The following is a 20,619-nucleotide window of genomic DNA, read 5'->3' as shown; positions in this document are numbered from 1 at the left end:
CATGCGAGTAGTCATTGCGGGTGGACACGGACAGATCGCGCTGAAGCTGGAGAAGCTCCTGGCTTCGCGCGGTGATCAGGCGGTGGGGATCGTGCGCAATCCCGACCACGTCGCCGATCTCGAAGCGGCGGGCGCGGAAGCCGCCGTCCTCGATCTGGAGAAGTCCGATGTGGACGCCGTCGCCAAGGTGCTCGACGGCGCCGACGCCGCCATTTTCGCGGCGGGCGCCGGTCCCGGCAGCGGTACGGCTCGCAAGGACACTGTGGACAGGGCGGCCGCGGAACTCTTCGCGGCCGCGTCGGAACAGGCGGGCGTCCGACGGCACATCCAGGTCGGGTCCATGGGAGCCGACAAATGGGAGACAGCGGACGTCCCGGATGATTTCCGGATCTACCTGAAGGCCAAGAAAGCGGCCGAGGACGATCTGCGGGCCCGCGATCTCGATTGGACGATCCTGCGGCCGGGGCAGCTCACGAACGACGAAGGCACCGGCCGGATCCTGATCGCCGAATCCACCGGACGCGGACCCATTCCCCGTCAGGACGTCGCCGCGGTCCTCGTCGCGCTGCTCGACGATCCGTCGACGGCGGGCCGCGTCCTCGAAGCGATCTCGGGTGATACTGCTATCTCTCAGGCCGTTTCCGCTCTGTGAAAGCCCCTGCTCTGGCTAGTGTGTGGACGTAATCCGTCAGATAAGTGAACGGAGAAAGTCCTTGCGCGAGGACATCGCGGTCTTCAGCGGCAGCGCACATCCCGAGCTCGCCGAAGAGATCTGCACTCATCTCGGAGTTCCCCTGCATCCCGTGAAGGTGCAGCGGTTCGCCAACGACTGCCTCGAAGTCCAGCTCGAAGCGAACTGCCGCGAGCGCGACGTCTTCCTGATCCAGCCTTTGGTGCGGCCGGTGCAGGAACACCTCGTCGAACTGCTGCTGATGCTGGACGCCGCGCGCGGCGCGTCGGCGAAGCGGATCACCGTCGTCATGCCGCACTACTCGTACGCCCGGTCGGACAAGAAGGACGCGCCGCGGATCTCGATCGGCGGCCGTCTCGTCGCCGACCTGCTGGCGACCGCCGGCGCCGACCGCGTCCTCGCGATGACCCTGCATTCGCCGCAGGTGCACGGCTTCTTCAGCGTCCCGGTCGATCACCTGCACGCGTTGCAGGAGCTGGCCAAGCATTTCCGCCAGTACGACCTCTCGGCGACCACCGTGGTCTCGCCGGATCTCGGCAACGCCAAGGAAGCCGCGCATTTCGCCCGGCTGCTCGGGGTTCAGGTCGCCGCCGGTGCGAAGCAGCGTTTCGCCGACGACAGGGTCGAGATCAGCTCGGTGATCGGTGAGATCACCGGCCGCGACGTGATCGTCCTCGACGACGAGATCGCCAAGGGCAGCACGGTGATCGAGCTGCTCTCGAAGTTGCGGGAGCTGAAGCCGCGCTCGATCCGGGTCGCCTGCACGCACGGGTTGTTCTCCAGCGGCGCGCTGAAGCGGATCGGTGAGCAGGACGACGTGCTGGAGATCGTCTGCACCAACACCGTGCCGATCCCGCCCGAGGAGCAGAGCCCGAAGCTGCGGGTCCTGTCGATCGCGCCCGCGCTGGCGGAGGCGATGCGGCGGATCCACAACGGGGAGTCGGTCAGCGCGTTGTTCGAGACCGCCTAGCCGAGGACCCGGTCGAGGTAGGTGTTCGCGAAGACACCGGCCGGGTCCACCTCCTTGCGGACCCGCGTGAAGTCGTCGAATCGCGGGTACCGCGAGCGCAGCGTCGCCGCGTCGAGGTCGTGCATCTTGCCCCAGTGCGGGCGGCCGCCGACCGCGCCGACGATCGACGCGAATCCGGCGAAGTACTCGCGGTAGGGCATGCCGACGAACTGGTGGATCGCGATGTAGGCGGAGTCGCGGCCGTTCGCCGTCGAAAGCCAGATGTCGTCCGCGGCGGCGACGCGCACCTCCACCGGGAACGCGACCGGGTTCTCCAGCTTCGGGACGAACGCGCGGAGTTCGGCGAAGACGTCGTGCAGCGATTCGCGGGGGATCGCGAACTCCGACTCGACGAACCGAACGCCGCGATGCGTCACGAAGACGCGATGCGATGTGTCGCTGTATTCGCGGGCGGAGAGGATGTTCGAGGCGAACCGGCCGAGCGGCTGGACGAGTTTCGGCACCGCGCGGCCGAGACGGCACAGGCCGCCGAACGCGACGTTCTCCGTGACCTCGTAGTCGATGAATTCCTTCACCTTGCTCAACGGCTTGTGTTCGCTGCCCGCCGGAAGCCGGTTGTTGCGCTTGACCAGGGCGTTCTTGCCGTAGGGGAACCAGTAGAACTCGAAGTGGTCGTTCTCGTCGGCGAACCGGTCGAAGCCTTCGAGGACCTGTTCGAGGGGTTCCGGCCGTTCCTGGGCGGAGAGCAGGAACGACGGTTCACACCGCAGGGTGACCGTGCTGATCACGCCGAGGGCACCGAGGCCGACCCTCGCGGCGGAGAAGAGGTCGGGGCGTTCGTCGGCCGAACAGGTGACCACGGTGCCGTCGGCGAGGACGAGTTCGAGCGCGGCGATCTGGGTGGCGATCCCGCCGAGCCGGGCGCCGGTGCCGTGGGTGCCGGTCGAGATCGCGCCGGACACGGTCTGCGCGTCGATGTCGCCGAGGTTGGTCATCGCCAGCCCGAGCGCGTCGAGTTCGGCGTTGAGCTGCTTGAGCGTGGTGCCCGAGCGAACCGTGACCAGGCCTTTCGCGACGTCGGCCGACGCGATGCCGGTCCAGCCGGTCAGGTCCATGGCGTCCGAATCGGCGGCGGCGATCGCCGTGAACGAGTGACCGCTGCCCAGCGGGCGCAGGCGCCTTCCGTCCGCGGCGGACCGGCCGATCGCCTCGGCGATCTCCTCCGTGCCGCGCGGCCGGTGCACGCGCAGCGGCGACGCCGTCGCGGTTCCGGCCCAGTTGGTCCACCGAGTCATGCGCCACCCGTTTCGTGAGGCTCTGCTCTTGCGATGTTCGAGTGCCGAAACAGTAAGTGAATAGTATTCGCGTTTCAAGCCCTTCTGTCGTACCTTAGTTCGGGTGACCAGTGCGACGGTGTACGACTTGGCGACGAAGGATCTGGATCCTCCGTTCGCGGTTGTCGACTTGGATGCGTTCGACGCGAACGGCGCCGACCTGCTGAGGCGGGCGAACGGCAAGCCGATCCGCGTGGTCAGCAAGTCCGTCCGCTGCCGATATCTGCTCGAACGCGTGCTCGCGCGGCCCGGCTTCGAAGGCCTCATGTGCTACTCGCTCGCCGAAGCCGTCTGGCACGTCGAGCAGGGGACGTCCGAGGACATCGTCGTCGCGTATCCGACCGCCGATCACGGCGCGTTGCGACGGCTGGCGGCGAACGACCGGGCGCGCGCGGCGATCTCGATCATGGTCGATTCGCCCGAACACCTCGACCTGGTCGATGCCGCGCTGGGACAGGGGCATCCCGAAATCCGCGTGTGTCTCGAACTCGACGCTTCGTGGCGGCCGCTGCCCGGAGTGCACATCGGCACTCGGCGCTCACCGGTGTTCAGCCCGCGGCAGGCCGCGGATCTGGCGCGGACCATCTTGTCCCGCAAGGGTTTCCGGCTCGTCGGGATGATGGCGTACGAAGGCCAGATCGCCGGGCTCGGCGACGCGGCGGGCGGTGGCGTCAAGAACTCGGCCATCGGCTGGATGCAGCGGAAGTCCATTGTGGAGATCGCGAAACGCCGCGCGGCCGCGGTGAAAGCGGTGCGGGCGCTGGCGGATCTGGAGTTCGTCAACGGCGGCGGCAGCGGCAGCGTGGAGTCGACCGGCGCCGAAGCGGCCGTCACCGAGATCGCGGCGGGCTCGGGCCTGATCGGGCCGACGTTGTTCGACGGCTACGCGCACTTCTCGCCGCGCCCGGCCGCGATGTTCGCGCTCCCCGTCGTCCGGCGTCCGGCGCCGAAGGTCGCGACGCTCTTCTCCGGCGGCTACATCGCTTCGGGCCCAACGGAGTCTTCGCGCCAGCCGACGCCGTACCTGCCCGAAGGTCTCTCGCTGCTCGGATTCGAAGGCGCCGGCGAAGTCCAGACTCCCGTGTCCGGCGAAGCGGCCCGCCATCTGCGGCTCGGCGACCGCGTCTGGCTGCGCCACGCGAAGGCCGGCGAACTCGCCGAACGCTTCACGCACTACCACGTCGTCATCGGCGACCGCGTCGACCGGACGGTCCCCACCTACCGAGGCGAGTCCCAAAACTTCGGCTGACCCGCGAACCCCACCCCCCACCCGTCCCTGGGGGGCGCGCCCCGCACCAGCGTATCGGGAGGGGGTGTCGGGGGAGGGGGAGCCGAGGTGGGAGGGGCGAGGTTGTCCACAACTGTGGGTGGGTGTGGACAAGTTGTGTGGATAACTGGATAAGGCCAGGTCAGACTAGGTCGTGGCGTGGTTGGTGGGGGACGTGTGACTGCTGAGACTTGGGATCCGGGCATCGGTGGACACGAATGGAGCAAGGGGGATCCACCGGTGACGGCAAGGCCCCCTTCGAGACGATGAACGTCCTGAAGGGGGCCTTCCCACCAGACTCCAAGTCCACAATGGACCGATCAAGGCCGAGGTGCTCCCAATGTGGCTTTGGGGACACTCAACGTCCCCAATGCCACATTGGGGACGCTAGCCCAGGAACGCAAGGAGCCTCAGGCGCCGAACTTGCTCGCCAGGTAGCCCTTAACGACCGACTTCGCCTCCGCCACGATCCGCTCGTCCCCTCGCGGGTCCCGGCGGAAAGCCAGCTTCAGCAGCGCGTCCGCCGTCTCGTTCGCGATCGTCAAAGCGAACCGGATGTCGTCCAGCGGCGACGCGATCCGCGCCGAAAGGATTTCGGTGAGGGCGTCGACGATGACGGCGTTGTTGTCGCGAGTCTCGTCCAGGAGCTGCCGGTCCACGACGTCACCGAAGTGGACCTTCGAGAATCCGGGCACCTCACGGTGCATCGCCAGATAGATGTCGAGGATCGAGTCCACGACGTCCCACCAGTGTTCGGGCGCGAGTTCGTTGAGCGTCTCCGAAACCGAGGCGACGAACCGTTCGAGATTGCGCTGCGTCAGCGCCTGCACCACGGCCCGCTTGTCGGGGAAGAACTGGTACAGCGACCCGACGGCCACCCCGGCGCGCTTGGCGATCAGCGTGGTCGTCAGTGCGTCGTAACCGAGTTCGTCGATCAGCTGGGCGCTGGCGTCGAGCATCTGCTCCACCCGCTTGGCACTTCGTTGCTGGACGGGCTGCCGCCGGAGCGGAGTCGTCTCCGCTTGCGGTTTCGCGGCCTGGATGTCGGACACTCGGGCTCCTCCTTCGCTGATCTGCGACTTTATCGTGCCGACGGGGTTCCCCACGGTCGAGTGAAGGCATAGTATCTGAGAACTTTTCATGTTCGGCCGAGTCTGAAGAGGAAAGGTGCGTAGCCGGTGGAGAATCCGACCTTCCCGTCCGATTTCCTGTGGGGTGTTTCGACCTCCGCCTTCCAGATCGAGGGGGCGACCGGGGAAGGCGGCCGGGGACAGTCCATTTGGGACACGTTCACCGAAACGGAGGGAAAGATCGCGCGGGCCGAGCATGCCAGGGTGGCCGCCGACCACTTCCACCGCTTCCGCGAGGACATCGCCCTGATGGCCGAACTCGGCGTCGGCGCGTATCGCTTGTCCTTCGCCTGGCCCCGGATCCAGCCCGACGGCGAGGGTAAGCCCAACGCCGAAGGCCTTGCCTTCTATGACGAAGTGATCGACGAGGTCTGCGCCGCCGGCATCGCGCCGACGGGGACACTCTTCCACTGGGACCTCCCGCAGGCGCTCGAGGACAAGGGCGGCTGGCTCTCCCGTGATACCGCCGAACGCTTCGGTGAGTACGCCGCCATTCTGGGCGAGCGCTTCTCCGATCGGGTGAAAATGTGGATCCCGCTCAACGAGCCCATGGTCATGTCGATCTTCGGGTACGCGATCGGCGAGTACGCCCCCGGCAAGACGCTCCTGCTCGACGCCCTGCCCACCGCGCACTACCAGAATCTCGCGCACGGTCTCGCCGTCCAAGCCCTCCGCGCGGCGGGCGCCCGCGAAATCGGCACGGCCAACAATCATTCGCCGATCTGGCCTGCCTCCGATTCGCCGGAAGACAAGGCCGCGGGCGAATGGATCGACGCCCTCATCAATCGCACTTACGCGGATCCGGTGCTCCTCGGCCGTTATCCCGAACAAGTCGTCGAACATCTCCCGAAGGATTTCGCCGACGATCTGCCCACCATCGCGCAGTCGCTCGACTTCTACGGTGTGAACTACTACGAGCCGCAGGGGGTCGCTGCGCCCGGTGAGGGCAACCCGCTGCCCTTCGAGCTTCGCGCGATCGAGGGCTATCCCATGACCACCAACGATTCCCCGATCGTCCCGCACGGCCTGCGCGATCTGCTCGTCGGCTTCCACGACCGCTACCGCGAGCACCTCCCGCCCGTCTTCATCACCGAGAACGGGTGCAGTTTCGACGACGTCGTCGCCGAAGACGGGCACGTTCACGACCAGGAGCGCATCGACTTCCTCGACAGCCACCTCGTCGCGGTCCGCGAAGCGATGGACGCCGGCGTCGACGTCCGCGGGTACTTCGTCTGGTCCTTGATGGACAACTTCGAATGGTCGAAGGGCTACCAGCCGCGCTTCGGCCTGGTGCACATCGACTACGAGACGCAGAAGCGGACGCCGAAGGATTCCTTCGGCTGGTACCGGGAACTGATCCGCCATGAGTGAGGTCAGGGATCTGCCCGAGGCGCTCGCCGAGCCGGTCGCCCGGGTCCGCGCCGGCTGGATGAGTCTGCTGTTCTTCGCGAACATCGCGCTCTGGCTCGGGGTTTACGCGCCCATCCAGGTTCTCCTGCCGAAGCAGGCCGAGATACTGGACGCGGCCGACAAGGAAGCGGTGTTCAGTCTCGTCACCGGGGTCGGCGCGGTCGTCGCGCTGATCGCCAACCCGGTCGTCGGCCTGCTCTCGGACCGGACCTGTCACGCCCGCGGCCGTCGTCATCCGTGGACGGCCGCCGGGGCGGTCATCGCCGCGGCCGGACTGCTCGTCCTCGCGTTCGCGCCGAACGTCGCGGTCATGGTGCTCGGCTGGTGCCTGGTCCAAGCAGGCCTGAACGGAATGCTCGCGATGCTCGTCTCGGCGATCGCGGACCGGGTGCCCGTGCCGCAGCGCGCGCAGGTCGGCGGGCTGGTCGGCATCGCCCAGATGCTCGGGACCGTGCTCGGCGCGGTGGTGGTCGTGGTGATGCTCGACCTCGCCGGTCTCCCGCTGGGCTACGCGGTCTGCGCGGCCATCGTGCTCGCGGGCGCGGCGGCGTTCGTCCTGCGCACGCCGGACGCGCGACTGCCGGTCGCGTACCGCCCGTCCGCGCGGACCCGGGACGTACTGGCGAACCTGTGGATCTCGCCGCGTGAGCATCCGGACTTCGCTTGGGCGTGGGGCTGTCACTTCATGATCGGTCTCGGCAACGCCTTCGGCACCCTGTACCTGCTGTTCTTCCTCAAGGACGCGGTGCATTACGAAGACCCGGACACCGGCCTGCTCATCATGATGGGGCTCTACGGCGCCGCCCTCGTCGTCGGCGCGCTCGTCGCCGGGCACTTCTCCGACAAGTCCGGGCGGCGCAAACCGTACGTCCTCGCCGCGTCGGCGGTGATGGCCGTCGCCGCGCTGCTGCTGGTCGTCTGGCAGAACTGGACGGCCGCGCTCGCGGCGTCGCCACTGCTCGGAGTCGGTTTCGGCGCGTACATGGCTGTCGCGCTGGCGATGCTCACGCAAGTGCTGCCCGCCGCGCAGGACCGGGCGAAGGATCTCGGGGTCATCAACATCGCGAACTCGCTGCCGCAGGTGGTGGCGCCGATGCTGACCGCGCCGATCCTGGCCTACCTGGGCGGCTACCCGAGCCTCTTCGCGGCTTCGGCACTGTCCACCGTCATCGCCGCGGTGCTGGTCACGCGGGTGAAAACGGTCAGCTGAGGTTGGAGACCGCGGACCGGTGCCGGTCGGGGGAGGGGAGTGCAACGGCACCGGCCCGCGGGGTTCGGGGGATGACAGCGCTGGCCTCGGGGTAGGTATCGCGCTGCGTTTGTGATCTTGAATCTAGCGACCGATTACTACGTTCGCTAGGTGTTCTGCCGATAATTTTCGATTAATCGCGGTGGGGACCGGGATGATTACCGAGAGCGGCTCGTCACGTTCGGGGGTACGCGCGAACCGCCGCCGGCGAAGGCGAGATCGTGGCGTGGTTGCCGAGGGGGCGCTCGGACCGCCGTTCACTCGCCGGCTTTTCAGGCTGTGATGGGACGACGCGGGTCGACCAGCGCGTGCCTGCCGGTGGTTTCGGCCGCGCTCACGCGGCTCTGCCCGGGGACACGGCGCCGACGGTCTTGGGTGGCGGCGGTCTGCTGAGGGGCGAGGCCACCGGCGACCAGGTGCTCGTGCGCGACCTGCCAGACCGAGCAGGGGGCCTTGCACCTGTGCCAGCGGGTCGAGCACGTGGGGCAGTCGCCGCGCTCGTCGGGCTCGTGCGCCTGGAGCATCGCGCGCCAGCCTTCGGTCAGCCGGGGGAGCTCCGAGCGGGCGACGGAGACGAGCGACTGCGCGTCGGCCCGGGTCGCGAGATCGGAGAGCATGTCGAGGCGTTCCCAAACCGCGTTGCGGAGGACTTGCCCTAGGACCTGATCCACGGAGAACTCACCGTTACCTTTCCGCCATCTTGGCGGCTTCGTTGAGCGCTGCCCTGAGCTGTCCGAGCTGGCCGGACGTCAGGCGCGCGGTCTCTCCTGGCGGCGAGACGAGAACCACCTGGTTGTCTTCGACGAACACGGTGACGGCGCGTTCACGGCTGATGAGATCGCCGCACTGCACGCGCCAGATCAGTTGTCCGCCTTCGTAACGGCGCACACTCGCGGTACGGGGGTCGACCGGGGCCGAAGGAGAGACCGGGCGGTTGGCGCCGGGTGCGACCGCGACCGCCTGCTGACCGGCGGGGCCGGCCGCACGCAGGTGGCGCGTCGGCATACCGGGCCGTCCCGCGGTGATGGAGCCTGTTGCGATCGAGTCCACGAACTCCACTGGCTCTTCTCCGCTCTCTCGTTCCACGTCGTCTTCATATCCGCGTGTCCGCACCTTTAGGGGGTTCGGAGACTTGGTAGCTCTCTGTGATCGCTGCCGGTGGCTGGTCGGTCACGGAGATCTGACAACTACAGTGATGTGAAACCGAGGGCGAAAGAAGGTCGAACCGCCGTCATAGCGGTGACCGGACGAGGTTTCACGGTAAGCGGTCAAACGACTTCTGCCGGGCCGATCACGACGGGCGATCCGGTGTTTCGCACGGTTGAATAGGTGTGCCTACGCTGTTTCTCGACCCCAACGGAACTGTGAGGGGGCGCAATGGACGCCAGTATCGGTGGCGGCGCTGTCGCCGGCTCGGACACGAACACTTCGGGCCGCCAGAGTCACCCCGTGCCGCCGGATGCCTGGGAACAGGCGGAGATGCGGGCGGCACTGGCGACACGGGAGATTTCGTCCGTGTACCGCCTGTTGCGCAAGCACGGTGTTTCGCAGCGCCAGATCGCCGCGATGACCGGCCAGTCGCAGTCCGAGGTGTCCGAGATCCTCAAAGGTCGCCAGGTGATGGCGTACGACGTGCTCACCCGCATCGCTGACGGCCTGGGTGTCCCGAGGGGATACATGGGTCTCGCCTATGACGAGGCGACAGCGATAAAGGTCGTCGGCGCCGCCGACGGCCAGCAGGCGGAGGAGGACGAGTCCGTGAAGCGACGGAGGTTCCTCGCACACGCCGCCCAGGTCACGATGGGTGCGGCGGTGTTCGGTCCCGAGTCGGGGACGTGGTCGTCGGGGCCGGCGAAGACGCCCGCCCCCGGGCGGATCGGCATGACCGACGTCCGCCAGGTGGAAGCCGCGACCAGAGCGCTCCGGTCCCTCGACTACCAGTACGGCGGCGGTTTCTGCCGCGACGCCGTGGTCGCGCAGCTGTCCTGGGGACAGCAGATGCTCGAGTCCAACGGCACCGAAATGGTCAAGAACCGGCTGTACGTCGCGCTCGCCGACCTGCATAGCCTGGCGGGCTGGACGTCGTTCGACACCGGCCTCATGGATTCGGCCCGTGGTCACTTCGCGAACGCGCTGGACCTGGCCAAACAGGGAGACAGCCACCCGCTGGTGGCCAACGTCCTCTACCGGATGGGCCGCGTCTACCTGCACAACGACGCCCCGAACGACGCGCTGAAGCTGTTCCAGCTGGGCCAGATCGCCGCCCAGGAATCGGGCTCCGAGCTGGCGGTCGCCGTGCTCTGCGCCAACGAGGCCTGGGCCTACGCGATGATGGGCAACGAGGAGCAGGCGACGAAGCTGCTCGGCCGGAGCAAGGACGAGTTCGCCCGCGCGGACCTGGCCGAGGCCGAGTCCTGGGTCAAGTTCTTCACCGAGACCGACGTCTACGCCATGATCGGCACCGTGCACACCGTGCTCGCCGCGAAGAACGCCGAGCACACCAAGTACGCGATCCCGGCGCTGACCAAGGCCGTCGAGTCCTACGACGACGACATGGCCCGCAGCAAGACCTTCATGCTCAGCGCGCTGGCCACGAATCACCTGCTCGAAGGCGATCTCGATCATGGCGCCAAGGTGGGCTCGAAGGCCGTCGACTGCGCCGAGGGCATCAAGTCGGAGCGGGTGAAGGACCGGATGCGGCCGTTGCAGGTCGAGGCGGAACGCCGCCGGAACAACGCCGACGCCCGTGACCTCGCCGACCGGCTCAACTCCTTCTACGCCGCCTGAGCCGGGCCGGTTCACGCCCGGCAAGCTGCGTGACGCCCTGGGGCGGACATGCGAACTGCTGGGCGTGGACCCTGACGGCGCCCGGTTGCTGCGGTTCACCAACAACGCCGTCTACGAACTGGCGAGCGCGCCGTTCGTCGTCCGGATCGTCGGCTCCACCCTGCTGCGGCATCGTGTCGGCACGGTCGTGCGGGTCGCGCGGCATTTCGAACTGCACGGAGTGCCCGCCATCCGCCTGGTTCCCGGCGTCGAGCAGCCGCTGCCGGTCGGCGAACATCTCGTGACGGTCTGGTGGAAGGTGCCCGAGAGCGGCCGGAAGCCGAGGTCGGCGGACCTCGCCGGGCTGCTGCGCCGGGTCCACGCGCTCGAACCGCCCGAGGGGCTGGCCGAATGGGCGCCGTTCGCCGCGGTCCGCGCCCGGGTCTCGGACGCGGAGGAGCTGGCCCCGGGTGACCGGCGGTTCCTGCTGGAGCGCACCGCCGAGGTCGAAGCCGCGCTCGCGACGCTCGACTTCCCCCTGCCCAGGGGCCTCGTCCACGGGGACGCGCACACCGGGAACGTGATCCCCGGCCCGGACGGGCCGGTGCTGTGCGATTTCGATTCGTCGTGTGTCGGGCCGCCGGAATGGGATCTCACGCCGCTCGCCGTCGGCCATGAACGGTTCGGTGATCCACCCGCCCGCTATCGCGTGTTCGCCGAGCGGTACGGATTCGACGTGACCACCTGGTCCGGTTTCCCGGTACTGCGCGCTATCCGTGAACTGAAGCTCACGACGAGTGTTCTCCCGATTCTCCGCAGTCACCCCGGCGTACGCGATGAGCTGCGAAAACGGTTGGACGATCTCCGGAACGGACAAACCGGCGCGCGCTGGAACCGGTATCGCTGAGTCACCCGGAACACTCATCTGCACGTGCATTCGCCGACGCCGAATGACCGTTCGTCGCTTGCCCGAATTCACCGATCAATCGGTGACGAATTCGCCCCGGCTAATCACTTCAATTGGCTCAGTGCTCCCCCAAATGTGCAACTTGCAGCTACGCTGAGTTATTTAGCGTGCTGGTTTCACCTCGTCGTAGGTGCACCGATCGGTCTCACCGGCTCACAGCTGTTCCAAACGCCTACGCAGAGCGTCGGCCTCCGGGCGGCCGAGGCCGACGAAAATCGGCAAAGCCTGGTCGAAGAGACTCCGGGCTTCGGCCGGATCGCCCTCCGCCTCGGCGATCTCGCCGAACGCGGTGAGCGCCCTGGCCACCTCGAACCGCGATCCGCGCGCCTCCATGGTGGCGCGGGCGGGTTCCAGCTCGGCCCGGGCCGCCGCGAGATCCCCGGTCACCGTGAGGGCGCGGCCGAGTTCGATCCGGGCGCGGGCCACGTTGTAGTCGTCGCCTTCGAGGACGTCGCGGGCGCGAGTGAGGTCGGCGATCGCGGCTTCGGGCTGTCCGGCGCGGGCGCGGGTCGCGCCGAGGTTGATCAGCGCGAGCCCGATGTCGTGCCGTCGGTCCAGCCGCTCGCTGAGCAGATGGTCCTCGGTGAACCACTCGATGGCGTCGTCGAGCCTGCCCTGCTGGAGGGCGACCAGGCCGAGCCCTTCCACCGACCGGATCTCGACGACGCCGTTCCCCGCCGTCCGCGCGGCTTCGCGACCCGCCGTGTAGTGCCCGACGGCTTCGTCGTAGCGGCCGGTGCCGCGGCAGGCGGCGCCGCTGCGGTTGTGCATCAGCGCCTCCGCCGACGCGTTGCCCCAGGCTCGTGCGCAGCGCATACCCGCCTGGCTCACCCGCAGGAAGTCCGGATAGTGCTTGCGCAGCAGGAAAAGTGGCCACATCGCGGCGGCGAGCTGCCAGCCGAGCTCGGGCAGCTGCCACGTTTCGGCGGCTTCGATGGCGGCGATGAGGTTCTCGCGCTCCAGTTCGAGCCAGGCGAGTTCCTCGTCGGACGAGTCGAACGAAAGCGGTGCCGGCGGCCGGTACTCGTAGCGGTACGGGATCGGATCCTGATCGGGGACGGTCAGGCTCGTGGTCGCGGAGGCGGTGAGGAGGTACCACTCGAGCATGCGGCGAAGCGCGATGTCGCGGTCGTACTCGTTGCCCGCCGTCTTTTCCTTGGCGTGCAGCCGCGCGAGGTCGTGGAAGGTGTACCGGTCGTCGCCGCGGTCGATCAGCAGCCCGACGTCGACCAGCTGGTCCAGCAGGTCGTCGGCGACCTCGGGGCGGACGGCGATCGACGCGGCCGCCACGCCGACGCCGAAGTCGGGGCCGGGGTGGAGCCCGAGGGCCGCGTACAGCGCGGCCGCGTCGGAAGGAAGTTCGTCGTAGGACAGGTTGAAGCTGGCTTCCACCGATTGCGCCTCTTTCGTCGAGAGCGTGGCCAGTCGACGATATTCCTTCCCCAGCTCGGTGGCGATCTTCTCCAGCGACATTTTCGGGCGCCCCGCCAGCTTGGCGCTGACCGTGGTGAGGGCGATCGGCAGGCCGCCGCACAGCTCGGCGATGGCCCTCGCCTGGTCGGCTTCGGCGCCGACCCGCTCGGCGCCGACAGCGCGTCCCAGCAGTTCGGCGCTGTGCGCGGAACCGAAGGGGGACAGCTCGACCAGCTTCGCGCGATGCTCGGTCTGGAGCCTGCCGAGGCGGCGTCGCGAAGTCACGATCACGAGACTCGCCCCGTCGGCGGGAAGCAGCGGAAGCACCTGATCGGTCGAAGCCGCGTTGTCGAGCAGCACGAGCAACGGCCGCTCGGCGGTCGTCGTGCGGTACAGGGCGGTGAGCTCCTCGACGTCCGCGGGCAGTCCCTCCGGCGGGACCCCCAGCGCGCGGAGGAACCGGCCGAGCGCTTCGCTCACCGACAGCGGGCCGTTGGCGCTGAACCCGCCGAGATCCGCCCAGAGGTGCCCGTCCGGGAACCGGTCGGCGAGATGACGCCCCCACGCGGCGGCCAGCGCCGTCTTCCCGATCCCGCCCTGGCCGCTGATCAGGTGCACCGAAGGACCGTCGGTGTCGTGCTGGGCCAGCAGCTTTTCGAGCAGCGCGAGCTCGGCCGCACGGTTGGTGAAATGCGCGGGGGCAGGCGGAAGCTGCCGCGGCCCCGAGCTGGTCTGCCTGGTGAGCCGGACCGCCGATCGCTGGCGCGGCACCCGCGGAGCGCTGATTTCGCTGTCACCCGGCAACGGGCCGCCCATTTTCCATCCCCTCATCGGGTTAACCCCAGCGATCGCGTAGAGCATCCCGGTGAAGGTCCGGAGAGGACAGTGAAACCGGTCAAATGCGGCCGGATGGAGCAAGGCGTGTAACAGCCCGAAAAAAAGATCCGCCGCCGATGTCGAGACCGGCGGGACGGCTCCGTCCCCGGGGCGATCGCGGCCGAAGTGGCCGCAAGCACCGGAAGGACGGACATGCGCAAGCTCATCGTTCAGCAGTGGGTCACCGCCGACAACCTCGTCGCGGACGAGGACGGCGGGCTCGGCTTCGTGCCGGGAGAGCCGTTCTCCGAGAAGACCCAGCCCGCGTTCAAAGCGAGCGTGATGGGGCTCGTCGATTCGGTCGACACGATGATCCTGGGCGCGAACACCTACGCCATGGCCAAGGACTACTGGCCGCACGCCGAAGAGCAGGGCGAATACGGCGAGAAGGTCAACGCGCTGACCAAGTTCGTCGCCTCGTCGAAGCTGGAGAAGGCCCCCTGGGGTGACTTTCCCGAAGCGACCGTGACCCGCGACCCCGCCGCCACCGTCCGGGAACTCAAGGAACAGGGCGGCAAGGACCTCTGGTTGTGGGGGAGCCTGACGCTCATGCGATCCCTGCTGGACGCCGGCCTCGTCGACGAGGTCCGGATGATGGTCGCCCCCGTGGCGCTGGGCAAGGGGAGGCGCCTTTTCGAGGACCGGCGGGACCTGAAGCCGGTCGAGGCCACCGCGTTCGAGAACGGCGTGGTGATCCTGCGGTACGAGGTGAAGAACTAGGAGGTCGGGACGACGGGAGCTCGCGTGAGGACGACGGCGAACCCGAACGCGAGCCCCATCACCGTCAGCTCCAGCGTCGCCCAGGCCGCCAGCGCCGTGCGGTTGTGCCGGATGATCCGCGGCATCAGCTTCCACCGCGTGTACGCGCCGAGGGTCGCGATCACCCCGGTGCACAGCAGCTTGAGCAGCACCAGTTGCCCGTACGGCGTGGTGAAGACGCCTTCCCAGAACCCGAGGGACGGGTTGAGCGAGATCTCGATCAGCCCGTTGAACAGGCCGGTCGCCGCGCCGAGGATCAGGCACAGCGTCGCCAGTTTCGAGAACCGCGGCAGGGCGTGCGCGAGCAGGGTCCGGTTCCCGACGAGCAGCACCGTCATCGCGCCGAGCCCGCCGGTCCAGGCGACGGCGCTCATGACGTGCAGTTCCATCGAGATCATCGTGTAGTCGTGGTAGTTCCAGTTCGACGCGTGCCCGGTGACCGGCAGCGGCAGCAGCGCGAACAGGCCCAGCCCGACGCGAACCTCGGCGGGCACCTTCTCGCCGTGCTTCAGCGAGAGGATGCCGAGCCCCGCGTGGAGCAGGGCCAGCACCGCGACGATGAGCAGCGCCTTCCCGGCGCCGACGTCGGCGATGTAGCTCCCGACGTCCGACATCGACAGCGTGCTGGAACCAGGCCGGTATTCGGCGGTTTGCAGGATCAGCGCGACGAGCGCCGTCGTCGCCCAGATCAGCGCGGCCGCGACGCTCGCCGGCCGCGCGAGCCGCATGATCGGCTCGGAGAGCTTCGGCCGGTCGTAGCCGACCAGCACCGAAAGCAGCGCCAGCCCGATCGTGGCGACCGCCGAGATGTCCAGCAGGACCCGCACGAGCGGGATGGAGACCGAGACCGCCTCGCTGACCTGCGCGACCCCGGGAACCGGGGCGGTGGCCGTGAGCGCGACGCCGATCAGGGCGCCGACGATGCCGGCCGTCACCACGCAGAACAGCACGGCGACGCGGGCGCGCGAGGTGGTCTCGGCCTGTGTCATGACCCGCTCTTCTCCTTGTCGCCCGCTCCGGTGCGCAGCGCGACGGTCAGTCCGACGGCGAGCAGCACGACGGCGCCCGCGATCCACACCCAGATCGGCACGCCGGACGAGCCTTCGCCGCCGGTCGCCGGGGTGGTCTCGGCCTGGCCCGCGTTGCCGCGCGCGGCGTCGGCGCTCGCCGGGGTGCCGGTGCCCGCGGCGGTGAGGGTGAACGGCACCTCACCGGTCACGGCGTGCCCGTCCGCGGACAGGATCCGGTAGCCGATCTTGTACTCGCCCGCCGGGCCGAGCGGTCGCAGCGCGACACTCACGGCGCTGTCGCGGACCTCGACCTGGCCCTCGGCCCACTGGCCGCCGCCCGGTCCGATGACCGCGATCTGGTTGACGTTCGCGTTCTGGACGTACTGGTCGAACGTGAGCGTGATCTTCGCGGGCCCGGCGGCGATCGAAGCGCCCTTCGCCGGGTCCGAGGAGATCAGGACGTTGTGCGCCAGCGCCGGGGTGGCCGTGGCGAGCCAGGCCACCCCGGTGATCGCCAGCGCGACGATCGCTTTACGCATTTACTCGGTTCCCTCGGTGTTGCTGCTCTTGGTGGAAGCTCCCGCGGTCGCGCGGCGGGCGCGCAGGGTGGCACCGGCGCCGACGCCGAGGCCCAGCGCGCCGACGACGAGCCCGGCGCCGCCGAGCCAGCGGGCGGTGCTGTCGGACGACGACGAAGCGGCGTGGGAGTCCTCGGACGTGGCCTTCGTGTCGGCGCCGTGACCACCGCCGTGCCCGTCACCGCTCTTCTCGGCGAGCTTCACGCTCGGCGCGGGGTGCTCGGGCTCTTCACCGGAGGCCGGGGTCGGCTGGTTCCACTCGACGACCTTGCCGTTCTCGTAGGTCTGGGTGGCCGGGAACTCGATCGCGTCGACGTTGGTCGGGAGCTTGCCCGCGCTGATCTGGAACTCCTGGAACTCGGTCGACCCGGCGGCGATCTTCGTGCCGGGCTCCGCGGTCCAGGAGACCTTGGTGACGGCCTCGGTGATCTGCGTGCCGGAGTCGGTGGTCACCGGGGCCGGCAGCTTGGACTTGACGACCTCGGCCTTCCAGCCGGGCAGCGGCTTGGCCCGCACGGAACTCAGCGCGTACTCGGGCTTGACGGTGATCTCCACCTTGATGGTGCCGGCGTCCTTCTCCTCGTTGGGGACGCGGAAGAAGATCGACCCGTAGCCGCCCTTCGCGGGCTGGGGGCCGTAGACGTTGGCGGTGACGTGGGCCGAGGCGACCCCGGCGGACAGCAGACCGGCGGCGCCGATGGCGGCGGCGAGGAAACCGGCGCGCTTGAAGACGTGCTTGGACACGGAAACTCCTGAACATGATCGAGACGGCGGGTTCGAGGACCTCGCCGGGTTACGGGGGATCGAGCTGGGGTTCAGGAGAACAGCGGCGGGCCGCGTCTGCCGTGGACGCGGCGGAGGTCCACGCGGACGAGGTGGCCGGGGCCCGCCGGACGGGCGAGCACCGGGGACGCCGTCGCGGCGCGCACCGGGAGGGCGCCGAGGATGAAGGGGACCAGCGCGCGCAGGCAGGAGAGGACGCCGAGCAGCAGTCCGTCGGCCTTGGCCAGCAGCAACGCGGTGACCAGGGTGGCGACGACGTGCGCGACGGTCATCGCGAGCCCGCCCGAGACCGGTGCTGGTTCGTCGTGCATCAACTCGTGGCTGCTCAGCGAGCTGAGCACGAGGTGCATCACGACCTGGCCGGCGCCGAGGTCGACGATCGTGGCCAGCGGGCCGCGGGCCTTCGCGGCGAGCGCGGCCGCGTTCCAGCCGATCAGCACGGTGAGCAACAACGTCATCGCCGTATCGGGTACTTCGCCGTCCCCGATCACGTGAGCGGTCACGGCGAGCGCCGCGGAACTCACGCCGAGCAAGCCACCACGTACGGCGCGTAGCGCGCTTCGGTGATGGCTGCCCTTACTCACGGGTGAAGAGTATTCGACGTCCAGCCGGGTGGTCGATGTCCTCCCGGCTGTTGAGCAGCCTCAAAGACACCTCCGGGTCGGCGCGTGCGTTTGCCTGATTGCGCCGAATGGGGAAGGTTTGCAGGACAAGAAGCGGTAAACAGGGGTTTGACCGCGAGCGTTCTGGGTAGTCAGGCTCCCGATACAGCTACTCCGAATGGGTGAGGAGTCTCACCCAGAGGCGGCGGGAGAACCAGCACGCGATGAATCTCTTCGAGTACATCTCGGATCGGTGGGACAGACTCGCCCTCCAAGGGCTCCTGCATGTCAGCGCGGTCGTGCAGTGCACGATCCTGGCCGCCGTGCTCGGCGTGGTGATCGGCATCGCCGTCTACCGCAGCCCGATCGGGTCGGCCGTGGCGACGGCCTTGGCGAGCACGATCCTCACCGTCCCCTCCTTCGCCCTCCTGGGCCTCCTCATCCCGGTGTTCGGCCTCGGCGCGAACACCACCGTCATCGCCCTGGTGCTCTACGCGCTCCTGCCGATCGTGCGGAACACGATCGTCGGGCTGAGCGGCGTGGATCCAGCGGTCAGCGACGCGGCGCGCGGCATCGGCATGAGCCGGTTCGGCGTGCTGACCAGGGTGGAGCTGCGGCTCGCCTGGCCCGCGATCCTGGCGGGCATGCGGGTCGCGACGCAGATGCTCATGGGCATCGCGGTCATCGCGGCCTACGCGAAAGGCCCGGGTCTCGGCTCGGAGGTCTTCTCCGGCCTCACCAACGCGGGGAGCACGAACTCCCTCAACCAGGCTCTGACCGGGACGCTCGGCGTGGTCGTCCTCGCTCTGATCCTCGACGCCGTTTACGTCCTGATCAACCGTCTGACCGTCTCAAGGGGTGTCCGTGGCTGAGACCGAAACCGTATCCGGCGTCGAAATCGAGCTGGAGAACGTCACGAAGCGCTACGCCGGCACCCGTGAGCCGGCCGTCGACGACTTCTCGATGGTGGTGCCCGCCGGCAAGATCGTGGTCTTCGTCGGCCCGTCCGGCTGCGGCAAGACCACCACCATGCGGATGATCAACCGGCTGATCGAGCCGACGTCGGGCCGCATCACCATCGGCGGCGACGACGCGCTGAAGCTCGACGTCGACACCCTGCGCCGCCGCATCGGCTACGCGATCCAGCAGGCCGGGCTGTTCCCGCACTTCACCGTCGCGCAGAACATCGCGGTGGTCCCCGGGCTGCTCGGCTGGGAGAAGAAGAAGGTCAACGACCGGGTCGAGGAGATGATGGACCTGGTCGGGCTGGACCCGGCCGACTTCCGCGACCGGTTCCCGCGTCAGCTGTCCGGTGGGCAGCAGCAGCGGGTCGGCGTCGCGCGGGCGCTCGCGGCGGACCCGCCGGTGCTGCTGATGGACGAGCCGTTCGGCGCGGTCGACCCGATCACCCGCGGCAACCTCCAGGACGAGCTGCTGCGGCTGCAGACCGAACTGAAGAAGACGATCGTCTTCGTCACCCACGACTTCGACGAAGCCGTGAAGCTGGGCGACAAGATCGCGGTGCTCGGCAACCAGTCGCGGATCCTCCAGTACGACACCCCGGACGCGATCCTCGCGAACCCGGCCGACGACACGGTCGCCGGTTTCGTCGGCGCCGGTGCCTCGCTCAAGCAGCTGACACTGCTGCGGGTCCGCGACGTCGAGCTGAAGCAGGACGCCCTGACCGCGATGGTCAGCGAATCGCCGTCGGACGTCCGCGAGAAGCTCACCCAGCAGCGCAAGCATTTCGTGCTGGTGCTCGATCAGCGCCGCCGCCCGATGCGGTGGGTGCACGTCCGCGAGCTGACCAAGGCGTCGTCGCTGGCCACCGCCGGCAAGCCGCTGCGCGACTCGGTCAGCACTCAGTCGACGTTGCAGGACGCGCTCGAAGCCATGCTCGCCGAGGGCGGCAGCGTCCCGGTGACCGGCGCCCGCGGCGAGTACGCCGGGACGATCGAGCTCGACACCGTCATCTCGACGATCCAGCAGCTGCGCGAGGAGCACTCCGACGACAACCCGGCGGAAGGTGTGACCGCATGACGGCCGTCGATACCGGGTTCACCACCGAATCCTCGTCGAGAGGCGCCGAACGGGTCCGGCTGTTCGCCCAGCCCGCGGCGGTCCTGCTGATCGTCGCCGGCGTGCTGATCTGGGTGTTCACCAGCGATCTGACTGCGACGGAAAAGGCGACCCTCAACGCCTCCGGGCTGTTCACCGCGTTGCGCGACCATCTGGCGATGACCGTCGTGGTCACCGCGATCGTGGTGGCCGTGGCGGTGCCGCTCGGCGTGCTCGTCACCCGGCCCTGGGCGAAATGGGCGGCGCCGGTGTTCCTGGCGATCGCGAACATCGGCCAGGCCGCGCCCGCGCTCGGTGTGCTGGTGCTGTGGTTCATCGTCACCGGCGCGACCGGCGGACTGTGGGTCGCGGCGCTGCCGCTGGCGTTCTACTCGCTGCTTCCCGTGCTGCGGAACACGATGGTCGGCTTGCAGCAGGTCGACCCCTCGCTGATCGACGCGGGGCGCGGCATCGGCATGTCGGCCTCCGGCGTGCTGTGGCGGGTCGAACTCCCGCTGGCCGTCCCGCTGATCCTGGCGGGCCTGCGGACCTCGCTGGTGCTGGCCGTGGGCACGGCGACGTTCGGCATGTTCGTCAACGCCGGCGGTTTCGGCCTGCTCATCGACACCGGCTACAAGCTCAACCTGACGAAGGTGCTGATCACCGGCTCGGTGCTCGCCGTCGCGCTGGCGCTGCTGGTGGACTGGCTCGGCGCGGTGGCGGAACAGTTCTTCGGACCGAAGGGACTGCGCTGAC

General features: G+C 68.6%; 20 protein-coding genes. 11 read left to right on the top strand and 9 right to left on the bottom strand.

Annotated elements, in window-relative coordinates:
• Window position 1: 1 nt before the first annotated feature.
• Both CFP71_RS15835 and CFP71_RS15830 read left to right on the top strand, forming a co-directional pair.
• On the top strand, window positions 2–652 hold the full coding sequence (locus tag CFP71_RS15835; RefSeq protein ID WP_093934611.1) for an NAD(P)H-binding protein: 651 nt from the start codon (window positions 2–4) through the stop codon (window positions 650–652).
• Between the two features lie 61 nt (window positions 653–713).
• Entirely contained in the window at window positions 714–1,661 is a 948-nt protein-coding gene (locus CFP71_RS15830; RefSeq protein WP_093934610.1) for a ribose-phosphate diphosphokinase, read from the top strand.
• Here the strand turns inward: CFP71_RS15830 and CFP71_RS15825 are convergent.
• The gene (locus tag CFP71_RS15825; RefSeq protein WP_093934609.1) at window positions 1,658–2,956 is read right to left on the bottom strand and encodes a D-arabinono-1,4-lactone oxidase; all 1,299 of its coding nucleotides are present in this window, start codon (window positions 2,954–2,956) and stop codon (window positions 1,658–1,660) included. The two genes, CFP71_RS15830 and CFP71_RS15825, sit on opposite strands and share 4 nt — an antisense overlap.
• 103 nt (window positions 2,957–3,059) lie before the next feature.
• Between CFP71_RS15825 and CFP71_RS15820 the strand changes: the two genes are divergently transcribed.
• A complete protein-coding gene (locus CFP71_RS15820; RefSeq protein ID WP_093934608.1) occupies window positions 3,060–4,244 on the top strand; it encodes an amino acid deaminase/aldolase in 1,185 nt (394 codons plus the stop codon).
• A 428-nt stretch (window positions 4,245–4,672) separates the two neighbouring features.
• Here the strand turns inward: CFP71_RS15820 and CFP71_RS15815 are convergent, their stop codons facing one another.
• A complete protein-coding gene (locus CFP71_RS15815) occupies window positions 4,673–5,314 on the bottom strand; it encodes a TetR/AcrR family transcriptional regulator (RefSeq protein WP_093934607.1) in 642 nt (213 codons plus the stop codon).
• 126 nt (window positions 5,315–5,440) lie between these two features.
• Here CFP71_RS15815 and CFP71_RS15810 point away from each other — a divergent pair, with 126 nt between their 5' ends.
• Window positions 5,441–6,763: a GH1 family beta-glucosidase gene (locus tag CFP71_RS15810; RefSeq protein WP_093934606.1), complete on the top strand. Its 1,323-nt coding sequence runs from the start codon at window positions 5,441–5,443 to the stop codon at window positions 6,761–6,763.
• Window positions 6,756–8,012, top strand: coding sequence for an MFS transporter (locus tag CFP71_RS15805; protein ID WP_093934605.1), 1,257 nt, complete (start codon window positions 6,756–6,758; stop codon window positions 8,010–8,012). The genes CFP71_RS15810 and CFP71_RS15805 overlap by 8 nt, the downstream gene beginning before the upstream one ends.
• A gap of 311 nt (window positions 8,013–8,323) precedes the next feature.
• On the opposite strand, the gene CFP71_RS15800 is transcribed toward CFP71_RS15805, so the two are convergent.
• Both CFP71_RS15800 and CFP71_RS15795 read right to left on the bottom strand, forming a co-directional pair.
• Window positions 8,324–8,722, bottom strand: coding sequence for a hypothetical protein (locus tag CFP71_RS15800; protein WP_093934604.1), 399 nt, complete (start codon window positions 8,720–8,722; stop codon window positions 8,324–8,326).
• A 13-nt stretch (window positions 8,723–8,735) separates the two neighbouring features.
• Window positions 8,736–9,110: a hypothetical protein gene (locus tag CFP71_RS15795; protein ID WP_093934603.1), complete on the bottom strand. Its 375-nt coding sequence runs from the start codon at window positions 9,108–9,110 to the stop codon at window positions 8,736–8,738.
• A gap of 318 nt (window positions 9,111–9,428) precedes the next feature.
• Here CFP71_RS15795 and CFP71_RS15790 point away from each other — a divergent pair, with 318 nt between their 5' ends.
• On the top strand, window positions 9,429–10,838 hold the full coding sequence (locus tag CFP71_RS15790) for a helix-turn-helix transcriptional regulator (RefSeq protein ID WP_093934602.1): 1,410 nt from the start codon (window positions 9,429–9,431) through the stop codon (window positions 10,836–10,838).
• Window positions 10,798–11,724 (top strand): phosphotransferase, encoded by a 927-nt coding sequence (locus CFP71_RS15785; protein ID WP_279629226.1) that lies wholly within the window; start codon window positions 10,798–10,800, stop codon window positions 11,722–11,724. The genes CFP71_RS15790 and CFP71_RS15785 overlap by 41 nt, the downstream gene beginning before the upstream one ends.
• 213 nt (window positions 11,725–11,937) lie before the next feature.
• Here CFP71_RS15785 and CFP71_RS15780 read toward each other — a convergent pair whose 3' ends face one another.
• On the bottom strand, window positions 11,938–14,028 hold the full coding sequence (locus CFP71_RS15780; RefSeq protein ID WP_244199704.1) for a tetratricopeptide repeat protein: 2,091 nt from the start codon (window positions 14,026–14,028) through the stop codon (window positions 11,938–11,940).
• A 198-nt stretch (window positions 14,029–14,226) separates the two neighbouring features.
• Here CFP71_RS15780 and CFP71_RS15775 point away from each other — a divergent pair, with 198 nt between their 5' ends.
• Complete coding sequence (locus CFP71_RS15775; protein ID WP_093934600.1) at window positions 14,227–14,793, top strand: dihydrofolate reductase family protein; 567 nt, start codon at window positions 14,227–14,229, stop codon at window positions 14,791–14,793.
• Here CFP71_RS15775 and CFP71_RS15770 read toward each other — a convergent pair.
• From CFP71_RS15770 to CFP71_RS15755, 4 genes are all read right to left on the bottom strand, one after another.
• A complete protein-coding gene (locus CFP71_RS15770) occupies window positions 14,790–15,821 on the bottom strand; it encodes a copper resistance D family protein (RefSeq protein ID WP_093934599.1) in 1,032 nt (343 codons plus the stop codon). The genes CFP71_RS15775 and CFP71_RS15770 overlap by 4 nt on opposite strands.
• The gene (locus CFP71_RS15765; RefSeq protein WP_093934598.1) at window positions 15,818–16,381 is read right to left on the bottom strand and encodes a copper resistance CopC family protein; all 564 of its coding nucleotides are present in this window, start codon (window positions 16,379–16,381) and stop codon (window positions 15,818–15,820) included. The genes CFP71_RS15770 and CFP71_RS15765 overlap by 4 nt, the downstream gene beginning before the upstream one ends.
• Window positions 16,382–17,164: a YcnI family copper-binding membrane protein gene (locus CFP71_RS15760; protein ID WP_093934597.1), complete on the bottom strand. Its 783-nt coding sequence runs from the start codon at window positions 17,162–17,164 to the stop codon at window positions 16,382–16,384.
• 71 nt (window positions 17,165–17,235) lie between these two features.
• Window positions 17,236–17,727, bottom strand: coding sequence for a hypothetical protein (locus tag CFP71_RS15755; protein WP_093934662.1), 492 nt, complete (start codon window positions 17,725–17,727; stop codon window positions 17,236–17,238).
• A 302-nt stretch (window positions 17,728–18,029) separates the two neighbouring features.
• Between CFP71_RS15755 and CFP71_RS15750 the strand changes: the two genes are divergently transcribed.
• The 3 genes from CFP71_RS15750 to CFP71_RS15740 are packed head-to-tail and all read left to right on the top strand — an operon-like array spanning window position 18,030 to window position 20,618.
• Entirely contained in the window at window positions 18,030–18,677 is a 648-nt protein-coding gene (locus tag CFP71_RS15750; RefSeq protein WP_093934596.1) for an ABC transporter permease, read from the top strand.
• Entirely contained in the window at window positions 18,670–19,845 is a 1,176-nt protein-coding gene (locus CFP71_RS15745; RefSeq protein ID WP_093934661.1) for an ABC transporter ATP-binding protein, read from the top strand. Before CFP71_RS15750 ends, CFP71_RS15745 begins: the two co-directional genes overlap by 8 nt.
• Window positions 19,842–20,618, top strand: coding sequence for an ABC transporter permease (locus CFP71_RS15740; protein ID WP_093934595.1), 777 nt, complete (start codon window positions 19,842–19,844; stop codon window positions 20,616–20,618). The genes CFP71_RS15745 and CFP71_RS15740 overlap by 4 nt, the downstream gene beginning before the upstream one ends.
• Window position 20,619 lies beyond the last annotated feature (1 nt).

Source organism: Amycolatopsis thailandensis, assembly GCF_002234405.1.
GTDB lineage: Bacteria > Actinomycetota > Actinomycetes > Mycobacteriales > Pseudonocardiaceae > Amycolatopsis > Amycolatopsis thailandensis.
Note: the sequence above shows the minus strand (reverse complement) of the source record. Positions and strands in the feature narration are given on the sequence as shown.

What these genes read in the sequence shown, in the direction of transcription:
- CFP71_RS15835 (WP_093934611.1), top strand. Translation starts at nt 2, where the DNA reads ATGCGAGTAGTCATTGCGGGTGGACACGGACAGATCGCGCTGAAGCTG.
- CFP71_RS15825 (WP_093934609.1), bottom strand. Translation starts at nt 2,956, where the DNA reads ATGACTCGGTGGACCAACTGGGCCGGAACCGCGACGGCGTCGCCGCTG.
- CFP71_RS15805 (WP_093934605.1), top strand. Translation starts at nt 6,756, where the DNA reads ATGAGTGAGGTCAGGGATCTGCCCGAGGCGCTCGCCGAGCCGGTCGCC.
- CFP71_RS15790 (WP_093934602.1), top strand. Translation starts at nt 9,429, where the DNA reads ATGGACGCCAGTATCGGTGGCGGCGCTGTCGCCGGCTCGGACACGAAC.
- CFP71_RS15780 (WP_244199704.1), bottom strand. Translation starts at nt 14,028, where the DNA reads ATGAGGGGATGGAAAATGGGCGGCCCGTTGCCGGGTGACAGCGAAATC.
- CFP71_RS15775 (WP_093934600.1), top strand. Translation starts at nt 14,227, where the DNA reads ATGCGCAAGCTCATCGTTCAGCAGTGGGTCACCGCCGACAACCTCGTC.
- CFP71_RS15770 (WP_093934599.1), bottom strand. Translation starts at nt 15,821, where the DNA reads ATGACACAGGCCGAGACCACCTCGCGCGCCCGCGTCGCCGTGCTGTTC.
- CFP71_RS15765 (WP_093934598.1), bottom strand. Translation starts at nt 16,381, where the DNA reads ATGCGTAAAGCGATCGTCGCGCTGGCGATCACCGGGGTGGCCTGGCTC.
- CFP71_RS15750 (WP_093934596.1), top strand. Translation starts at nt 18,030, where the DNA reads ATGAATCTCTTCGAGTACATCTCGGATCGGTGGGACAGACTCGCCCTC.
- CFP71_RS15740 (WP_093934595.1), top strand. Translation starts at nt 19,842, where the DNA reads ATGACGGCCGTCGATACCGGGTTCACCACCGAATCCTCGTCGAGAGGC.